This is a genomic window from Obesumbacterium proteus, assembly GCF_001586165.1.
Taxonomy (GTDB): Bacteria; Pseudomonadota; Gammaproteobacteria; order Enterobacterales; family Enterobacteriaceae; genus Hafnia; species Hafnia protea.
In genome coordinates this window covers 1,102,409-1,122,004 of sequence record NZ_CP014608.1, presented here as the reverse complement: position 1 = coordinate 1,122,004, position 19,596 = coordinate 1,102,409, and the positions used below count along the sequence as shown (strand labels likewise).

The 19,596-nt window shown below is 48.8% G+C and carries 14 protein-coding genes, 2 tRNA genes and 3 rRNA genes; 3 read left to right on the top strand and 16 right to left on the bottom strand.

Annotated elements, in window-relative coordinates:
• Nucleotides 1–152 precede the first annotated feature (152 nt).
• The gene (gene treR / locus DSM2777_RS05405; RefSeq protein ID WP_061553359.1) at nt 153–1,109 is read left to right on the top strand and encodes a trehalose operon repressor TreR; all 957 of its coding nucleotides are present in this window, start codon (nt 153–155) and stop codon (nt 1,107–1,109) included.
• On the opposite strand, the gene aceK is transcribed toward treR, so the two are convergent.
• The 10 genes from aceK to DSM2777_RS05355 all read right to left on the bottom strand — a co-directional run bounded on the left by aceK (nt 1,110) and on the right by DSM2777_RS05355 (nt 14,098).
• Entirely contained in the window at nt 1,110–2,828 is a 1,719-nt protein-coding gene (gene aceK, locus DSM2777_RS05400) for a bifunctional isocitrate dehydrogenase kinase/phosphatase (RefSeq protein WP_061553358.1), read from the bottom strand. It lies immediately after the preceding gene.
• An 82-nt stretch (nt 2,829–2,910) separates the two neighbouring features.
• A complete protein-coding gene (gene aceA / locus DSM2777_RS05395) occupies nt 2,911–4,221 on the bottom strand; it encodes an isocitrate lyase (RefSeq protein WP_025798567.1) in 1,311 nt (436 codons plus the stop codon).
• A 62-nt stretch (nt 4,222–4,283) separates the two neighbouring features.
• The gene (gene aceB, locus DSM2777_RS05390; RefSeq protein WP_061553357.1) at nt 4,284–5,882 is read right to left on the bottom strand and encodes a malate synthase A; all 1,599 of its coding nucleotides are present in this window, start codon (nt 5,880–5,882) and stop codon (nt 4,284–4,286) included.
• A 360-nt stretch (nt 5,883–6,242) separates the two neighbouring features.
• Nucleotides 6,243–7,172, bottom strand: a complete 930-nt coding sequence (metA, locus tag DSM2777_RS05385; RefSeq protein ID WP_061553356.1) for a homoserine O-acetyltransferase MetA — start codon at nt 7,170–7,172, stop codon at nt 6,243–6,245.
• Nucleotides 7,173–7,320: 148 nt separating this feature from the next.
• On the bottom strand, nt 7,321–8,622 hold the full coding sequence (locus tag DSM2777_RS05380) for an MFS family transporter (protein ID WP_061553355.1): 1,302 nt from the start codon (nt 8,620–8,622) through the stop codon (nt 7,321–7,323).
• A gap of 259 nt (nt 8,623–8,881) precedes the next feature.
• A 5S ribosomal RNA gene (gene rrf, locus DSM2777_RS05375) occupies nt 8,882–8,997 on the bottom strand.
• A 119-nt stretch (nt 8,998–9,116) separates the two neighbouring features.
• A 23S ribosomal RNA gene (locus DSM2777_RS05370) occupies nt 9,117–12,025 on the bottom strand.
• Nucleotides 12,026–12,275: 250 nt separating this feature from the next.
• Nucleotides 12,276–12,351 (bottom strand) — tRNA-Ala (locus tag DSM2777_RS05365).
• 54 nt (nt 12,352–12,405) lie between these two features.
• A tRNA-Ile gene (locus DSM2777_RS05360) sits at nt 12,406–12,482 on the bottom strand.
• Between the two features lie 73 nt (nt 12,483–12,555).
• A 16S ribosomal RNA gene (locus DSM2777_RS05355) occupies nt 12,556–14,098 on the bottom strand.
• Together the 16S, 23S and 5S rRNA genes with 2 tRNA genes alongside form the textbook arrangement of a ribosomal RNA operon.
• A gap of 530 nt (nt 14,099–14,628) precedes the next feature.
• Here DSM2777_RS05355 and DSM2777_RS05350 point away from each other — a divergent pair.
• The gene (locus DSM2777_RS05350) at nt 14,629–15,195 is read left to right on the top strand and encodes a gamma carbonic anhydrase family protein (protein WP_061555334.1); all 567 of its coding nucleotides are present in this window, start codon (nt 14,629–14,631) and stop codon (nt 15,193–15,195) included.
• Here DSM2777_RS05350 and DSM2777_RS05345 read toward each other — a convergent pair.
• From DSM2777_RS05345 to dprA, 6 genes are read right to left on the bottom strand one after another with little or no spacing between them, the layout of a single operon-like run.
• Nucleotides 15,159–15,419 carry a DUF1488 family protein gene (locus DSM2777_RS05345; RefSeq protein WP_061553354.1) on the bottom strand — a complete coding sequence of 87 codons (261 nt, stop codon included), beginning with the start codon at nt 15,417–15,419 and terminating at the stop codon, nt 15,159–15,161. The two genes, DSM2777_RS05350 and DSM2777_RS05345, sit on opposite strands and share 37 nt — an antisense overlap.
• On the bottom strand, nt 15,416–16,234 hold the full coding sequence (gene aroE, locus DSM2777_RS05340) for a shikimate dehydrogenase (protein WP_061555333.1): 819 nt from the start codon (nt 16,232–16,234) through the stop codon (nt 15,416–15,418). Before aroE ends, DSM2777_RS05345 begins: the two co-directional genes overlap by 4 nt.
• Nucleotides 16,235–16,239: 5 nt before the next feature.
• Nucleotides 16,240–16,809, bottom strand: a complete 570-nt coding sequence (tsaC, locus tag DSM2777_RS05335) for an L-threonylcarbamoyladenylate synthase type 1 TsaC (RefSeq protein WP_061553353.1) — start codon at nt 16,807–16,809, stop codon at nt 16,240–16,242.
• Nucleotides 16,810–16,815: 6 nt separating this feature from the next.
• Complete coding sequence (locus DSM2777_RS05330) at nt 16,816–17,358, bottom strand: DNA topoisomerase family protein (protein WP_061553352.1); 543 nt, start codon at nt 17,356–17,358, stop codon at nt 16,816–16,818.
• Nucleotides 17,359–17,388: 30 nt separating this feature from the next.
• Nucleotides 17,389–17,862: a DUF494 family protein gene (locus tag DSM2777_RS05325; protein WP_061553351.1), complete on the bottom strand. Its 474-nt coding sequence runs from the start codon at nt 17,860–17,862 to the stop codon at nt 17,389–17,391.
• Nucleotides 17,834–18,943 (bottom strand): DNA-protecting protein DprA, encoded by a 1,110-nt coding sequence (gene dprA / locus DSM2777_RS05320; RefSeq protein WP_061553350.1) that lies wholly within the window; start codon nt 18,941–18,943, stop codon nt 17,834–17,836. Before dprA ends, DSM2777_RS05325 begins: the two co-directional genes overlap by 29 nt.
• A gap of 125 nt (nt 18,944–19,068) precedes the next feature.
• Between dprA and def the strand changes: the two genes are divergently transcribed.
• On the top strand, nt 19,069–19,578 hold the full coding sequence (gene def / locus DSM2777_RS05315; RefSeq protein WP_046458484.1) for a peptide deformylase: 510 nt from the start codon (nt 19,069–19,071) through the stop codon (nt 19,576–19,578).
• Nucleotides 19,579–19,596 lie beyond the last annotated feature (18 nt).

Below are 19,596 nucleotides of genomic sequence, written 5' to 3'. Positions count from 1 at the left end.
CACGTAAAAGAGAGGGATATCTGAGATTGGCCTGTTATCACCCTTATCGTTCCCTGAATGAGCTGCGGCAAAGTTCATGACAGGGGCTTGCCTTAGCGGCTTTTACCCACAACAATAGCATTCTTATCACTGACTCTGCGTGGCGTTACGTTATGTCCGAACGATTGACGATTAAAGATATTGCTCGCCTCAGCGGCGTGGGTAAATCCACCGTTTCTCGGGTGATCAATAAAGAATCCGGCGTGAAACCTGAAACGCGCGCACGGATAGAAGAAATCATCAATCAACATAACTTTGCCCCATCAAAATCGGCTCGAGCCATGCGCGGGCAAACGGATAAAGTCGTCGCCATCATTGTTTCGCGTTTAGATTCCAACGCTGAAAATCAGGCCGTGCGTGCCATGTTGCCCCTATTGTACGCCCAAGGCTACGATCCTATTTTATTGGAAAGCCAGTTTGAACCTGAGCGAGTGCGGGAACATTTAACCGTTCTGTCGCGCCGTCACGTTGATGGTATTTTGCTGTTCGGCTTTACCGGTCTGGATGAATCGATGCTGCTGCCGTGGCGAGATAAAATCGTTGTTCTAGCATGGGAGTATGAACAGCTGACCTCGGTACGTTATGACGATAGCGGCGCAGTCACCTTGCTAATGAACGCGCTAATCGCCAAAAAACATCAGCATATCGCTTTCGTTGGGGTCAAACTTTCAGATGCCACCACGGGCGGACGTCGTTACGACACCTATCACGCGCTCTGCCAAAAGCACCAGATAACGCCCTGTGCCGCGCTCGGGGAGCTTACCTTTCAGAGTGGATATCAGTTGGCTCAGCAGGTTATCTCTGCGGATACCAGCGCTATCATCTGCGCTTCAGATACCATTGCCCTCGGCGTAAGTAAGTACTTACAGGAGCGGTCGCAAAACGATGTAATTGTCTGCGGTATGGGGAATAACTCGCTGCTGGAATTCTTGTATCCCAAGACCTTTTCTGTCGACTTAGGCTATGCCGAAGGCGGACGAATGGCAGTACAGCAGTTACTCTCCCTGCAAAACGCGCCACAGCCCGGCAAGCACATTACGGTGCCTTGCACATTGCGCAGCCCAAACTAATTAGCGCTGTGCAAATCGGCGCTTGCGTCGATAGGCAAAGACATCATCAACCACGCCATGACTGATCCGCTGCTGTAAACTTCGCCAATAGTTTGCGGTAAATAAATCACCGTGCATTTCGGCAAACAACGTTCTGATACGCGCATCCCCGCATAAAAAATGCTGAAACTCTTCAGGGAATACATCATTAGGCGATACGCTATACCATGGCTCGCTGGCCATTTCGTCCTCGGGATATCGTGGCGGTGGAATATCGCGGAAGTTAACCTCGGTCATGTAGCAAATTTCGTCATAATCATAAAACACGACTCGCCCATGTCGGGTCACACCAAAGTTTTTAAACAGCATATCGCCGGGGAAAATATTCGCCGCAGCCAGCTGTTTGATCGCATTGCCATACTCTTCAATGGCATCATGTAGCTGGCGTTCATCTGCCTGCTCCAGATAGATATTGAGCGGGATCATGCGGCGCTCAATATACAGATGGCGGATCACGATACGATCGCCTAAATCTTCCAGTTTCTCAGGAACTTCCCTGTGTAATTCCTCCATCAGCTCAGGACTGATGCGCCACTTTTCAATCACAAAGTTTTCATATTCTTGGGTATCAGCCATGCGGCCAACGCGATCGTGTTCCTTAACCAACTGGTAGCAGGCTTGAACCCGTGCAGGATCGACCTCTTTTTGCGGCGCAAACTTGTCTTTTATGATCTTAAATACGCGGTCAAACGAAGGCAGCGTGAAAACCAGCATCACCATTCCTCGAATGCCAGGAGCAATAATGAATTGCTCTTTGGATTCGGCAAGGTGCTTTAAATACTCGCGGTAATATTCTGTTTTCCCATGCTTTTGGCAGCCAATTGCCATATATAGCTCAGCGGTTGTTTTCCCCGGTAAAATCTCGCGCAGCCAGTCAACCAGTGCGGCAGGCAAAGGCGCATACACCATGAAGTACGAACGAGCGAAGCCAAAAACAATGCTGGCCTCGTCTAAACGCGTTAAGCAGGTATCGACAAACAGCGCGCCTTGTTCGTTATGATGAATCGGCAGCAAAAAGGGATAAATGCCTTCTGGCGTGTGCAGTTTTCCCACCAGCCAAGCTGCTTTATTGCGATAAAACAGCTCATTGGCCACCTGTAGGCGGCTGTGATTCAGCGTATTTTCACCGAAGGTACTTTCTAAATGGCTGACGATATAGTCCACATCGCGGGCGCGATCTTCCCACGGCAATCGAAGTGGGAGTTCGCCGAGTAAATCATTGATTAGCGCATGCCAACCCGCCTCAGGCTTAAAGGTTCTGGCTAATGGACGGGGGAATTCGCGCCAATGACGCTCTGGCTGGGAGCTAAAAACAAATAGCTTATCTGGGGTTAACTCACGGTGATTAAACAAGCGGCAGTACACGGAATTAAAAAAGCTCTCGGCAATTTCAAAACGCGGATATTCAGGCAGCATGTCGGTGTAGACCGTCTTCACTCGAGCCAAGAATTCAGCATCATGGCATAAAGGCCCTGTCATTCTGCGTAGCTGCTCAACTACCAGCCCCACATGGTGATCGTAGAGATGAATACGTTTTTTCATCGCCAGTTGAACAGCGCCCCAGTTAGCTTTCTCAAAACGCTGCTGCGCTCCAGCGGTCACTTCGAGAAAACGACCATACTGAGCATCAAAGCCCTGCAAGATCGTCTGCGCAATCAGTTGTTCCATACCAATAGCCATCTCGCTCACCTCGCTGACTCTCAGACAAAACGGGCAGAGCGCATTGCCCTGCCCGTTTTAGCGTTCATGCTTACCCGTGTTTTTAGAATTGCTGCTCTTCGGTTGATCCGGTCAAAGCCGTTACCGATGATGCGCCGCCCTGAATCACATTCGTCACTTTATCAAAGTATCCAGTGCCCACTTCTTGTTGATGAGAGGCAAAGGTATAACCTTGTTTCTGTGCCGCAAACTCGCGCTCCTGCACTTTCTCAACGTAGTGCTTCATGCCCTCTCCATTGGCATATGCATGTGCCAGATCGAACATGTTGAACCACATGCTGTGGATGCCCGCCAAGGTGATGAACTGGTATTTATAGCCCATCGCAGAAAGCTCATCTTGGAAGCGCGCAATAGTTTGATCGTCGAGGTTCTTTTTCCAGTTGAAGGAAGGTGAACAGTTATAGGCCAGCAGCTTGCCCGGATACTGGGCGTGAATCGCATCGGCAAAACGCTTCGCGGCGTCTAAGTCTGGCGTAGACGTTTCGCACCAGACTAAATCTGCATAAGGGGCGTAGGCGAGGCCACGGCTGATAGCCTGCTCGATACCGGCATGAGTACGGAAAAAGCCTTCCACGGTACGCTCACCGGTGACGAAAGCGCTGTCGTAGCTATCGCAATCTGATGTGATCAGATCGGCAGCGTCGGCATCGGTACGCGCAATCACCAAAGTTGGCACACCCAATACGTCTGCGGCTAAACGTGCGGCGACTAATTTTTGAATCGCTTCCTGTGTTGGAACCAGTACTTTGCCACCCATATGGCCGCATTTTTTCACTGATGCCAATTGGTCTTCGAAGTGAACTCCACCGGCACCGGCTTCAATCATCGATTTCATTAATTCAAACGCATTCAGTACGCCACCAAAACCGGCTTCAGCATCGGCAACAATCGGCAAGAAGTAATCGGTAAATTTGCTATCACCCGGCTCTACGCCGTTCGACCATTGGATTTGGTCTGCGCGACGGAATGAATTATTGATACGTTCAACCACCGCTGGCACCGAATTAACGGGATACAGTGATTGATCTGGATACATGCTAGATGCCAAGTTTGCATCCGCAGCTACCTGCCAGCCAGAGAGGTAAATGGCTTCGACGCCGGCTTTTGCCTGCTGTAATGCCTGACCACCGGTTAATGCGCCAAGGCAGTTAACATAGCCTTTGCGTGAACCGCCATGCAGCAGCTCCCAAAGTTTAGCTGCGCCCTTTTGCGCCAAAGTGCATTCTGGATTTACCGAACCACGCAGATTAACCACGTCATTTGCGCTGTAAGGACGGGTAATGCCCTCCCAACGCGGGTTAGTTTTCCAATCCTGTTCCAACTGCTGAATTTGCTGATTACGTGAGGTAGACATGGCAAGCGCTCCTTGGCTTTTTTCTCTATTTTATGGTTTCGGTGTAGGGTTAGTTTTCGTACTTAATTCAACAGTTCATAGCCGGGTAGTGTCAGGAAATCGATCAGCTCACTGCTGGTTGTAATACGTTCCATCAGACTGGCAGCCTCAATAAAACGACCGCTGTCGAAACGTGTATCACCAAGCTCTTGACGAATAACCTGCATTTCTTCTTTCAGTAACTGACGGAAAAGATCTGGGGTAACCTGCTGGCCATTGCTAAGCGTTTTCCCGTGGTGGATCCACTGCCAGATTGATGTGCGAGAGATCTCAGCCGTAGCCGCATCCTCCATCAAGCCGTAGATGGGTACGCAGCCATTACCCGAAATCCAAGCCTCAATGTATTGAACGGCAACGCGAATATTGGCACGCATTCCCTCTTCGGTACGTTCACCAGGGCAAGGCTCCAGCAGTTGAGCCGCGGTAATAGGCTCATCCTGCGAACGCGTTACCTCAAGCTGGTTGCTGCGTTCACCCAACACGCGGCCAAAAACCTGCATCACTTCATCAGCTAAGCCCGGATGTGCAACCCAAGTGCCGTCGTGGCCGTTGTTTGCTTCAAGTTCTTTATCCGCACGGACTTTATCCATCACCCATGCATTGCGCTCAGCGTCTTTGCTCGGGATAAATGCCGCCATTCCGCCCATCGCAAAAGCGCCGCGTCTGTGGCAGGTTTTGATCAGCAAACGTGAATAAGCACTTAAGAACGGTTTTTCCATCGTCACGGACTGGCGATCGGGTAAAACGCGGTCGCTATGATTTTTCAGCGTTTTGATATAGCTAAAGATGTAATCCCATCGGCCACAGTTCAAACCAACGATGTGATCGCGCAGGCTATGTAAGATCTCATCCATCTGGAATACCGCTGGCAGGGTTTCGATCAATACGGTGGCCTTAATTGTTCCACGCGGTAGATCAAAACGATCTTCGGTAAAGCTGAAGATCTCACTCCACCACGCAGTCTCATGGTAAGACTCCGTTTTAGGCAGATAGAAATAAGGGCCGCTGCCTTTTTCCAAGAGTGCTTGGTAGTTGTGGAAGAAGTAGAGCGCGAAATCAAACAGCCCACCGGGGATAGGCTCACCTTGCCATGTCACATGCTTTTCAGGCAGATGAAGACCACGCACACGAGCAATCAGCACCGCAGGATTCGGTTTCAGCTGGTAGATTTTTCCTGCTTCATTGGTGAAGTTGATCGTGCCATTCACCGCGTCACGCAGGTTAATTTGGCCCTCAATCACTTTGTCCCAGTTTGGAGCAAGTGAATCCTCAAAATCGGCCATAAAAACTTTAACGTTCGCATTAAGCGCGTTAATCACCATTTTGCGTTCGACCGGCCCCGTGATTTCAACGCGACGGTCTTGAAGATCGCGAGGAATGCCGCGAATTTTCCAATCGGAATTTTTAATGGAATTAGTTTCCGAAATAAAATCTGGCAGTTCACCACGATCTATTTTTTGTTGTTGCACCTGACGAGTAGCAAGTAACTGCTTGCGTTGAGGTGCAAATCGAGCGACTAAGTCAGTTAAAAACTCAATAGCCTCTTCGGTAAGAACCTGCTGCTCCTGATTGCCAAATTGCTGGGTAAATTCCAGCTCAGTATCAACGATCTGTTGTGTCATATGTTTGTCTCCGCCCTCTGCTAGGGGTACAACCAGAACCCCACTCCTGTCATTTAGCTCACTTTCGCACTTCTCATCAGCGACTAAATTTCGTACCAACAGATTAAAGCGTAGACAGTGATTCAACAAAATCAAAAACAATTTCCATTTTTATTATAATTATTTTTATATTCTTTAGATTTCATATGGATAGGTGAATATATTAATAACAACAAGAAGAAAACCGGTTCCATTAGATTGTTTAAACACAATAGGCTGTTAATTAAGAAAAAGAATTGAGGGGAGAGATAAAATTTGAGGATGCTGCTAAACAGACATTCAGCAGCATTAGGGAAAAGTTGAAAATATAGTGAGGTGGTCTTATTCCAGCGTAGGGTTCATATAACGCAGGTCAAACGGCGTTATCTGGTAAACATAGTAGTTCAACCAGTTAGTAAACAGTAAGTGCCCATGGCTACGCCATGACGCTTTAGGGCTATGTTCTGGATTGTCATCAGGGAAGTAGTTCACAGGAACATCTGGAGACAAACCTGCCGCAACATCACGGAAATACTCTCCCGACAACGTATGCGCATCATACTCAGGATGCCCCGTCACAAAAGCCATCCGCTTATCTTTGGTCGCAAATAGGTATGCCCCAGCCTGCTCAGACTCTGCCAAAATATCGAGGTCGCTACATTCACGCAGCACATCCGCTGGGAAGTCAGCATAGCGAGAATGTGGAGCCAAGAAGGTTTCATCAAAACCGCGGGTTAGAAGCGCTAACGGCTGTAACGTTTGATGATGATAAACACCCGATAGCTTGGCTTCACGCGTCAGTTTAGGAATGCCATAGAGAACGTTTAGCGCAGCCTGAACCGCCCAACATACAAACAGCGTAGAGGTCACATGCTCTTTAGCCCAGTGAACAATTTGTTCAATCTGCGGCCAATATGCAACGTCACAAAAATCAACCAGACCGAGAGGTGCACCGGTGACAATCAGCCCATCAAAATTTTGGTCTTTAATATCTTCGAAATTACAGTAGAAATTATCCAGATGCTCGGCAGGCGTATTTTTCGACTCACGGCTATCTATGCGCAGCAGCTGTATATCAATTTGCAGCGGAGAATTGGAAAGTAATCGAAGAAATTGATTTTCCGTCTCGATCTTTTTAGGCATCAGATTGAGTACCAAAACTTTAAGCGGGCGGATCTCCTGTGTTGCCGCTCGTGAAGAGGGCATGACAAAGACATTTTCATTCCGCAAAAAGCTTACGGCAGGTAATTCATCTGGCACCCTGATTGGCATAATCGCTCGCTCCTAGACTCTGTTAAGAAAGCATCCATATAAACGTTTAGACTTCTAGATGCCTGACGATAACGAGTTTTCACTAGCTTGTACAGCATGCAGGATGAAGTTGAAAATCTTTCATCCTGCATTTTGCGAGCAATAATGCTTACATCCTGATTTCTTGACCCTTTTTATGTAATAGCAATGAAACCAGCATCGCCATAAAGCACATACCTGAAACGTACCAGAAGAAGGCCGTTTCAATGCCAGCCGCTTTCATCGATAGAGCAACATATTCCGCCGAGCCACCAAACAAGGCATTACCAACGGCATAGGAAAGGCCAACGCCTAACGCACGAACCTCTGGCGGGAACATTTCGGCCTTCAGCAGCCCACCGATTGAGGTGTACAAGCTCACAATCGTTAGCGCAGCAACGATGAGGATAAAGGCAAGGTAGGGATTCGTCACATCTTGTAGCGTCGTGAGTATCGGTACCGTCAGCAATGAGGCCAAAGCGCCAAAAGCGATCATTGAGTTTCGACGGCCAACTTTATCTGATAATCCGCCAAAAATAGGCTGCAATAGCATAAAGACGAACAAGGCGGCCGTCATTATTCCGCTCGCCATTTTGGCATCCATACCTGCGGTGTTGACCAGATACTTCTGCATATAGGTTGTAAACGTATAGAAACTCAGCGAGCCCCCTGCGGTAAAACCCAGCACCATCAGAAACGCTTTCTTGTTATTCCACAATCCAGACAACGTCCCCGCATCCTTACGCGTTCTGGTTTCTTTGGTTGATGTCTCATGCAGTGAACGGCGCAGATAAAGTGCAACCACCGCTAATAACGCGCCAAGCACAAACGGGACTCGCCAGCCCCACGAGCGTAGCTCTTCAGTGCTCAGCGTCTGCTGTAAGACCACCAAAACCAGCAGGGCTAGCAGTTGTCCGCCAATCAGCGTGACATATTGAAACGATGCATAAAATCCGCGCTTACCTTCTACCGCAACTTCACTCATATAGGTGGCACTGGTTCCATACTCACCGCCGACGGAGAGCCCCTGGAATAATCTAGCAAGCAACAGGAGTGCCGGGGCCCAATTCCCTATTGCGGCATAGGTTGGGAGGCAAGCGATCACTAACGAGCCGCAACACATCATGCAGACCGAAATCATCATTGATGTCCGACGGCCATGTTTGTCGGCAATATAGCCGAACATCCACCCACCGATTGGGCGCATCAGAAAACCTGCGGCAAACACGCCAGCGGTTTGTAGGAGTTGAGTCGTGGAATCTCCACTGGGGAAGAATACGGGAGCAAAATACAACGCACAAAACGAATATACGTAAAAATCGAACCATTCGACGAGGTTGCCTGATGATGCACCAACAATCGCCAATATACGCTTACGCGTGTCATGATCGTCAGGTTGTTGTTCCGTCAGCGACGGGGTCGTATCTGCCATAACAATATTCCCTACAGAGGTAAAAGTGCGAGGTGGTCATGTCGCCACTCGCTTCAATGTAAGTTAATTGTTATATATTGGTTAAATAAAGACTTCAATAGCCAACTAACCAATGAAAAAATCATCGGTCACTTGCAGAGTTTTTTGTGATATTGGATGGGAAATAGCCGCGTTAGCGGTTATTTATTGAATCAAATGTTCAAATTCCCCATAGCAAAAAACCCCAGTCTTTCGACTGAGGTTCTTTACTTTAATTAAAGCCTGGCAGTTCCCTACTCTCGCATGGGGAGACCCCACACTACCATCGGCGCTACGGCGTTTCACTTCTGAGTTCGGCATGGGGTCAGGTGGGACCACCGCGCTATCGCCGCCAGGCATATTCTGTTAATTAACCCGTGCTCCGTATTCCTACAGCTCACCAGTCAATCCAATCTGTTCACAAGCCTACTCTTTGTGTTTCGCGTCTCTGCGTCTTAAAACACCTTAGGTGTTGTAAGGTTAAGCCTCACGGATCATTAGTACTGGTTAGCTCAACGTATCGCTACGCTTACACACCCAGCCTATCAACGTCTTAGTCTTAAACGTTCCTTTAGGAGACTCAAGGTCTCAGGGAAGACTCATCTCGAGGCAAGTTTCGCGCTTAGATGCTTTCAGCGCTTATCTTTTCCGCATTTAGCTACCGGGCAATGCCATTGGCATGACAACCCGAACACCAGTGATGCGTCCACTCCGGTCCTCTCGTACTAGGAGCAGCCCCTCTCAATCTTCCAACGCCCACGGCAGATAGGGACCGAACTGTCTCACGACGTTCTAAACCCAGCTCGCGTACCACTTTAAATGGCGAACAGCCATACCCTTGGGACCTACTTCAGCCCCAGGATGTGATGAGCCGACATCGAGGTGCCAAACACCGCCGTCGATATGAACTCTTGGGCGGTATCAGCCTGTTATCCCCGGAGTACCTTTTATCCGTTGAGCGATGGCCCTTCCATTCAGAACCACCGGATCACTATGACCTACTTTCGTACCTGCTCGAGCCGTCACTCTCGCAGTCAAGCTAGCTTATGCCATTGCACTAACCTCACGATGTCCGACCGTGATTAGCTAACCTTCGTGCTCCTCCGTTACTCTTTAGGAGGAGACCGCCCCAGTCAAACTACCCACCAGACACTGTCCTCAATCCCGATTAGGGACCGGAGTTAGAACATCAAACATTAAAGGGTGGTATTTCAAGGTTGGCTCCATGCAGACTGGCGTCCACACTTCAAAGCCTCCCACCTATCCTACACATCAAGGCTCAATGTTCAGTGTCAAGCTATAGTAAAGGTTCACGGGGTCTTTCCGTCTTGCCGCGGGTACACTGCATCTTCACAGCGAGTTCAATTTCACTGAGTCTCGGGTGGAGACAGCCTGGCCATCATTACGCCATTCGTGCAGGTCGGAACTTACCCGACAAGGAATTTCGCTACCTTAGGACCGTTATAGTTACGGCCGCCGTTTACTGGGGCTTCGATCAAGAGCTTCGCCTTGCGGCTGACCCCATCAATTAACCTTCCAGCACCGGGCAGGCGTCACACCGTATACGTCCACTTTCGTGTTTGCACAGTGCTGTGTTTTTATTAAACAGTTGCAGCCAGCTGGTATCTTCGACTGGCTTCAGCTCCATCCGCAAGGGACTTCACCTACGCGCCAGCGTGCCTTCTCCCGAAGTTACGGCACCATTTTGCCTAGTTCCTTCACCCGAGTTCTCTCAAGCGCCTTGGTATTCTCTACCTGACCACCTGTGTCGGTTTGGGGTACGATTCAATGTTACCTAGAGCTTAGAGGCTTTTCCTGGAAGCTTGGCATCAACTACTTCATCACCGTAGTGACTCGTCATCACGCCTCAGGGTTAATAAAAGCGCGGATTTACCAACGCTTTCCCCCTACACGCTTAAACCGGGACAACCGTCGCCCGGATAGCCTAGCCTTCTCCGTCCCCCCTTCGCAGTAACACCGAGTACAGGAATATTAACCTGTTTCCCATCGACTACGCCTTTCGGCCTCGCCTTAGGGGTCGACTCACCCTGCCCCGATTAACGTTGGACAGGAACCCTTGGTCTTCCGGCGAGCGGGTTTTTCACCCGCTTTATCGTTACTTATGTCAGCATTCGCACTTCTGATACCTCCAGCAACCCTCACAGGCCACCTTCAACGGCTTACAGAACGCTCCCCTACCCAACAACACCTAAGTGTCGCTGCCGCAGCTTCGGTGCATAGTTTAGCCCCGTTACATCTTCCGCGCAGGCCGACTCGACCAGTGAGCTATTACGCTTTCTTTAAATGATGGCTGCTTCTAAGCCAACATCCTGGCTGTCTATGCCTTCCCACATCGTTTCCCACTTAACTATGACTTTGGGACCTTAGCTGGCGGTCTGGGTTGTTTCCCTCTTCACGACGGACGTTAGCACCCGCCGTGTGTCTCCCGTGATAACATTCTTCGGTATTCGTAGTTTGCATCGAGTTGGTAAGTCGGGATGACCCCCTAGTCGAAACAGTGCTCTACCCCCGAAGATGAGTTCACGAGGCGCTACCTAAATAGCTTTCGGGGAGAACCAGCTATCTCCCGGTTTGATTGGCCTTTCACCCCCAGCCACAAGTCATCCGCTAATTTTTCAACATTAGTCGGTTCGGTCCTCCAGTTAGTGTTACCCAACCTTCAACCTGCCCATGGCTAGATCACCGGGTTTCGGGTCTATACCTTGCAACTTGACGCCCAGTTAAGACTCGGTTTCCCTACGGCTCCCCTATTCGGTTAACCTTGCTACAAAATATAAGTCGCTGACCCATTATACAAAAGGTACGCAGTCACCCCATAAAAGAGGCTCCCACTGCTTGTACGTACACGGTTTCAGGTTCTATTTCACTCCCCTCGCCGGGGTTCTTTTCGCCTTTCCCTCACGGTACTGGTTCACTATCGGTCAGTCAGGAGTATTTAGCCTTGGAGGATGGTCCCCCCATATTCAGACAGGATGTCACGTGTCCCGCCCTACTCATCGAACTCACAACATATGCATTTTCAAGTACGGGGCTATCACCCTGTATCGCCGGACTTTCCAGACCGTTCCTCTGACACATACGCTGATTAAGGTTCTGGGCTGTTCCCCGTTCGCTCGCCGCTACTAGGGGAATCTCGGTTGATTTCTTTTCCTCAGGGTACTTAGATGTTTCAGTTCCCCTGGTTCGCTTCGTTAAGCTATGTATTCACTTAACGATAGTGCAACGAATTGCACTGGGTTTCCCCATTCGGAAATCGTCGGCTATAACGCTTCATATCAGCTTACCGACGCTTATCGCAGATTAGCACGTCCTTCATCGCCTCTGACTGCCTAGGCATCCACCGTGTACGCTTAGTCACTTAACCTCACAACCCGAAGGTGTCTCTTTAGTGAACACGGTTACGAACCGGTTCAAGACAGCATTCAAGATTGCAAAAAATTGAGAGACTGCTTAATACAAACTGTGTCAGTGTGTCTCACAGTTGCTTAAGCTTTCAAATTTCAGCTTGTTCCAGATTGTTAAAGAGCAAAATACTTCGCAGCATACTGTTTCCAATACACTCTGAAGTATGTTTTTGAGACTGAATACTTATTATTTATTAAAAACAAAAGTAATGGTGGAGCTATGCGGAATCGAACCGCAGACCTCCTGCGTGCAAGGCAGGCGCTCTCCCAGCTGAGCTATAACCCCATACAGTCAACAGTTTACCTTTGATACCAACTCCTGACACACAGGCGTAAGAATTGGTAGGCCTGAGTGGACTTGAACCACCGACCTCACCCTTATCAGGGGTGCGCTCTAACCACCTGAGCTACAAGCCTATATAAAGGTATTCTGCTCGTTATTCTTCATCAGACAATCTGTGTGGACACTGCACTTAACGCTATCTTTAGGTAAGGAGGTGATCCAACCGCAGGTTCCCCTACGGTTACCTTGTTACGACTTCACCCCAGTCATGAATCACAAAGTGGTAAGCGCCCTCCCGAAGGTTAAGCTACCTACTTCTTTTGCAACCCACTCCCATGGTGTGACGGGCGGTGTGTACAAGGCCCGGGAACGTATTCACCGTAGCATTCTGATCTACGATTACTAGCGATTCCGACTTCATGGAGTCGAGTTGCAGACTCCAATCCGGACTACGACATACTTTATGAGGTCCGCTTGCTCTCGCGAGTTCGCTTCTCTTTGTATATGCCATTGTAGCACGTGTGTAGCCCTACTCGTAAGGGCCATGATGACTTGACGTCATCCCCACCTTCCTCCGGTTTATCACCGGCAGTCTCCTTTGAGTTCCCGCCATTATGCGCTGGCAACAAAGGATAAGGGTTGCGCTCGTTGCGGGACTTAACCCAACATTTCACAACACGAGCTGACGACAGCCATGCAGCACCTGTCTCAGAGTTCCCGAAGGCACTAAGCTATCTCTAGCAAATTCTCTGGATGTCAAGAGTAGGTAAGGTTCTTCGCGTTGCATCGAATTAAACCACATGCTCCACCGCTTGTGCGGGCCCCCGTCAATTCATTTGAGTTTTAACCTTGCGGCCGTACTCCCCAGGCGGTCGACTTAACGCGTTAGCTCCGGAAGCCACGCCTCAAGGGCACAACCTCCAAGTCGACATCGTTTACAGCGTGGACTACCAGGGTATCTAATCCTGTTTGCTCCCCACGCTTTCGCACCTGAGCGTCAGTCTTTGTCCAGGGGGCCGCCTTCGCCACCGGTATTCCTCCAGATCTCTACGCATTTCACCGCTACACCTGGAATTCTACCCCCCTCTACAAGACTCTAGCTGACCAGTTTCAAATGCAGTTCCCAAGTTAAGCTCGGGGATTTCACATCTGACTTAATCAACCGCCTGCGTGCGCTTTACGCCCAGTAATTCCGATTAACGCTTGCACCCTCCGTATTACCGCGGCTGCTGGCACGGAGTTAGCCGGTGCTTCTTCTGCGAGTAACGTCAATCACTGTGGTTATTAACCACAATGCCTTCCTCCTCGCTGAAAGTACTTTACAACCCGAAGGCCTTCTTCATACACGCGGCATGGCTGCATCAGGCTTGCGCCCATTGTGCAATATTCCCCACTGCTGCCTCCCGTAGGAGTCTGGACCGTGTCTCAGTTCCAGTGTGGCTGGTCATCCTCTCAGACCAGCTAGAGATCGTCGCCTAGGTGAGCCATTACCCCACCTACTAGCTAATCCCATCTGGGCACATCTGATGGCGTGAGGCCCGAAGGTCCCCCACTTTGGTCCGAAGACGTCATGCGGTATTAGCTACCGTTTCCAGTAGTTATCCCCCTCCATCAGGCAGTTTCCCAGACATTACTCACCCGTCCGCCGCTCGTCACCCAGAGAGCAAGCTCTCTTGTGCTACCGCTCGACTTGCATGTGTTAGGCCTGCCGCCAGCGTTCAATCTGAGCCATGATCAAACTCTTCAATTAAAAGCTTGATTTGCTTAAACAAGTTAAGCGATGCTCGAAAATTAACTTTCGTAATAATTCAACTAAATGAATTACTGCTTGGTCACTCTTCAAGACTTTAATATTTTATCGTCCGAGGACGTTAGATATTGTCTTGTGAGTGCCCACACAGATTGTCTGATAAATTGTTAAAGAGCAGTGAGTTAGGAGACTAAGCTTGCTAACTCGAGGTGGCGTATAATACGCTTTCCTCTTTCAGAGTCAACCCTAAATTTCAGGATTTTTTCTCTTGCGATTTCTTATCGAAACCGCCGATACGGTGTGAAGTGATTCACATGTTCCGTGTCGATGGAGGCGCATTATAGGGAGTTCTCGCGGGCTGACAACCCTTAATTTCCATTAAATTGATCGTTTGCTGCATTCCACAGCAAAACCCCGCCTTATACCCTTTTGTACACAAACTTATCCACAGATATAAGGATCCATCCGTTGAGTTTTCACTTATGCGCGATAGTATTGGCTACATCCATTCTTCTTTTGGCGTCCTTTTTATGTCTTTTTCTATTCGTCCCTATCTCTCTTTACACCCAAAGATCGCAAATCGCGTATTTATTGATCCCACCAGCACAATAATTGGCGCAGTAGATCTGGCAGATGACGTAAGTATCTGGCCTCTGGTCGCGATCCGAGGAGATGTTAACTATGTTTCCATTGGTGCACGCACCAATATTCAGGATGGGGCGGTAATTCACGTCACTCATAAATCGGCGAACACTCCTGAAGGCCTACCTACGATCATCGGAGAAGATGTCACCGTAGGTCATAAAGCCATGCTTCACGGCTGTACCCTCGGCGATCGAGTGCTTGTTGGTATGGGGAGCATCATTTTGGATGGTGCAATAGTAGAAAACGATGTAATCATTGGTGCGGGAAGTTTAGTTTCGCCAGGCAAGCGTTTGGAGAGTGGGTATATGTATTTTGGCAGCCCTGCTCGCCAAATTCGCCCATTAACAGAAGAAGAGAAAGCAGGATTGCTGTATTCAGCGAATAACTATGTTCGTTGGAAAGATGACTATCTGTCTCAACCTGAGATCCATACCCAGCCATCGTCGCTGTAGTCTTCATTTAGGATCTTGTGCTCTGCTATATCCTCAAGATCCCAACGTAGCGATCTGAAAAGAACCAGAGGATCAACATTCTGTCGATCCTCTGACATGCGTTTAAGTTCTTCTATATAGATAGCACAGCATATTTGAAAACCGTTTAGCGTTGCTGGGAATAATACGGCCTTCTTGTTCGCATCCCATTCTTCTTGATCGGGAAACTGTATGGCTTGATTCATAACGTCGATTCTTCACGCATGATTTGCAGCACCGGCGAGATTTCGGGCATCACACCATTCCACAATAAGAATGCATGGGCAGCCTGCCCCACCAGCATGCCAAAGCCATCGGCTAGCTGAGCCGCACCTTGCGCTTTTGCCCAAGACAAGAACGGTGTAAGCCCTTTCTGATAGAACATGTCATAGCAGGCCGTATGCTCATCAATAACCTCAGCGGGTATTTGCGGAATTTCGCCATGAATACCTGAAGCTGTCGCATTGATAATCAGATCAAAGCGTCTTGTTGATAGCGCACCAAACTCCACGGCATCAATATTTCCCAAATGGCTAAACACGTTTGCCAGCTCCTGAGCACGGCTATCGGTTCTATTAGCTATCGTGAGATCACAGTCTAAAGAGAGAATCGGCTGGATAACGCCTCGAGCTGCGCCACCGGCCCCTAACAGCAAAACTTTTGCCTGAGGAGCGATCATGCCTAAACGTTCAAGATCGCTAAGCAAACCTATACCGTCAGTGTTATCACCGACTAATCGGCCATCGTCTAATAACTTAAGCGTGTTAACCGCCCCCGCCAATGAGGCTCTTTCCGTTAGTTCATCGGCGAGTTCATAAGCTTGTTCTTTGAACGGGGTAGTAATGTTTGCCCCACTAGCGCCACCAGCAAAGAACAGCTGGATGCTTTTCTGAAAGTCATCAAGTGGAGCAAGCCGAGTTTCATAGCTAAGCTCAATCCCAGTCTGTTGGCTAAACAGATGATGAATGCGTGGCGACTTGCTGTGTTTAATCGGATTACCGAAGACGGCAAACTGCTTCATCACCATTATCCTTGTCTGAACAATTCGCCGGTCAGCGCATCACGGATTTCGGATGGGTTCAAACGCCCGCCCACATCAGCGTCAACGACGGGGAAAGCGTCACCGAACTGCACACGAACCTCTTGGGCCGTGCGACAAGGTTCTAAACCACTAAGGTTGGCACTTGTCGATACCAGCGGTTTACCAAACTGCGTACATAATGTTTGAACCAATGGGTGATCGCTAACTCGAACCGCTATTGTTGAGAATCGACCAGTGAGCCACTTTGGCGTGGAGCTTTTGGCTGGCATCACCCATGTGACGGGACCAGGCCAATAAGAAAAGACCTCTGCACGTCTTTCACCCGACAATTTAGCATCATCGACATACGGCAATAGCTGCTCATAACTTGCGGCAATTAGGATTAGCCCCTTTTCCCACGGACGTTGTTTTAGGTCGAGTAATGCATGCACGGCACGTTCACTATCAGGATCGCAGCCCAAGCCAAAAACAGCCTCGGTTGGATACGCTACGACTTTTTCATCTTTTAGCGCCTTCAGTACATTTTCTAGCGATGTATTTTGTTCTTTATTCATTATCTTCTATTCGTTTACCACGGCTTTGCCGCAGAGTTTGCTCGCACAAAATAGTTTAACGCCCTGTGCAGTTCGTTTTTCTACTAACAGAGGATAGTGACAATAGCCACACACACCCTCGATAGGTTTTAGATTTATCGCAAACTGACACTCTGGATATCGATCGCAGGCGTGAAAAATTTTGCCATAGCGGGATTTTCGTTGAAGTAGTTGCCCTTGCTGGCACTGAGGACAAGTAATCGAGGTGGTATCTGGTTTATCAATCACCTCGGTATGGTCACAATCAGGATAGGCGCCACAGCCAATAAACATTCCATAGCGCCCCTGCCGCAATACCAGCGTTGTGCCACATTTTGGACACAGTTGACCATCCAGAACTTTAACGACATGTCCATCCGCCTGCGGTTTAAGCGGGCGAATGAACTGGCATTCTGGATAACGTGAACAGCCGAGAAACGGCCCATGTTTACCGCTGCGCATAACTAACTCAGCGCCGCACTCGGGACAATTTTCCGTATTTTTAACCGCAAGCAATGTTGCCTGACTCATAAATAGTTTCTTAATTCGTAGGGCATCCCTTTAGTGCAGGTAGCCCTCGTTAACTTCAAACAGCAGTTCTTCCATCTGTTCATAGGCGTGCTCATGGCCGGGTACATTAAACAAAACCATCAGCACTACCCACTTCAAGTCTTCAAGATCGAACTGATCCGCATCCAGCGCCATCACACGATCAATGACCATCTCTCTTGTTTCTGGAGTTAACACCTGTATTTGTTCAAGAAAAAGTAGAAATCCTCGGCAAGCACAATCAAGGCGTATAGCCTCATCATCCGTATAAATACGCATGACATGGGGGTCTGCGCATGAAATATACGGCATAGCATCAGCTTCTTGCATCATAGCAAGTTTTTCTAACCAATCGAGGGCACTATATATATCTTCCCGCTCAAACCCCGCACGCGTTAAATCATCGGTTAACTTATCTTGATCAACCTGCATCCCTGATGCTGTGTGTATATAGGTTTCAAACAGGTACATTAATACGTCGAACATGGCTAGCCCTCTTCAGTCGGACATAGCCGCCGGACACAGCTTTAATCCATCCTGCTAACTCCAGATCGAGCAAAGCCACCGCTATCTCTGGCACAGGTTGGCCGACACGTTCGGCGACGACGTCAACAGATGTCACCTCATATTCTACGTTAGCCAACACCTCGGCAAATGGCAATTCCGCAACGTCTTGCTCAGGATAAATAATTTCTGGACTAGGGCTTGGTAACCAACGCAGGCCGCCAATTTGTTCAATAATATCCTTAGGATGCGCTACTAAATAAGCGCCCTGCTGAATCAGCCAATTGGAGCCTGCGCTTTGCAGGCTATCAATAGAACCAGGGACAGCAAATACGTCCTTTCCCTGCTCGAGGGCACAACGCGCTGTTATCAATGTGCCACTTTTCTCTGCGGCTTCAACTATCAGCACTCCCTCACTCAGTCCGCTAATAATACGATTCCGGCGCGGGAAATACTCCGCTCTTGCTTTGGTACTAGGAGGGAATTCAGAAACAATCGCACCGTGGTTTGCCACAATACGCGACGCAAGATGCTCATGACAGGCAGGATAAATCTGCGCTATTCCACAACCCAATACCGCAATGGTTGTGCCCTGAGTTTCTAGACAGGCACGATGCGCGATACCATCAATCCCTAATGCAAGACCACTGGTTATCACCAGACCCGCCGCTGAAAGTTCACTGGAAAAATAGGTCGCGCACGTTTCGCCGTAGTCGCTATAACGCCGACTGCCGACGATAGCAATTTGGGTTTGAGAGAGACATTCGGTGTTTCCCTTCACAAACAACACCGGCGGTGGGTTAGCAATATTTTTCAGTTTTTCTGGATAGCGAGGATCATCACAGGCAATTAGCGCGTTTTCCTGCTGGCCAAGCCAACGCAGATCGCTTTCAATATGTTCAGCCGCTAGAAATTTCTGCGCTTGAGTCTGAGTTAATCCCAGTTTTCGCAGCAAGAGAACGTTTGGTTTGCTTTCAGAACAATGCTGCACAATAACAAGACACTGCGGCAAAGAGACTTTTTGCAATCGACTTATCCGAAGCCATATTTCCTGAACATCCATGTTTGCCCCTTGTGCAGCCTGCACCTATGTGTTCAATAGGTGAACAATACTGTCAATCAGGGCCGGAAATGTCTAGAATAGTGAGTGACAATCATTCCACTACTCAGAGACAGATCGAATAATTTATGGCGGTATTGCAGGTATTACATTTCCCCGATGAGCGGCTCCGCACAGTGGCGCAGCCGGTAAAAGAAGTCACACCAGAAATTCAGCGTATCGTTGATGACATGTTTGACACCATGTACGCAGAAGAAGGTATTGGTCTGGCTGCCACCCAGGTAGACGTTCACCAGCGTATTATCGTCATTGATGTGTCTGAAAACCACGATCAGCGCTTAGTTCTGATCAACCCAGAATTGCTCTCCAGCGACGGTGAAACGGGTATTGAAGAGGGTTGCCTCTCCGTTCCTGAGCATCGTGCATTGGTTCCACGCGCTGAGCGAGTCAAAATTCGTGCTCTCGATCGTGAAGGTAAACCTTTCGAGCTTGAAGCAGACGATCTGCTCGCTATCTGTATTCAGCATGAAATGGATCATTTGATCGGAAAATTATTTGTCGATTACCTCTCGCCTCTGAAGCGTCAGCGTATCCGTCAGAAACTGGAAAAGCTGTATAAACAGCAAACCAGAGGCTAATTAGTTCATCATTAGCAG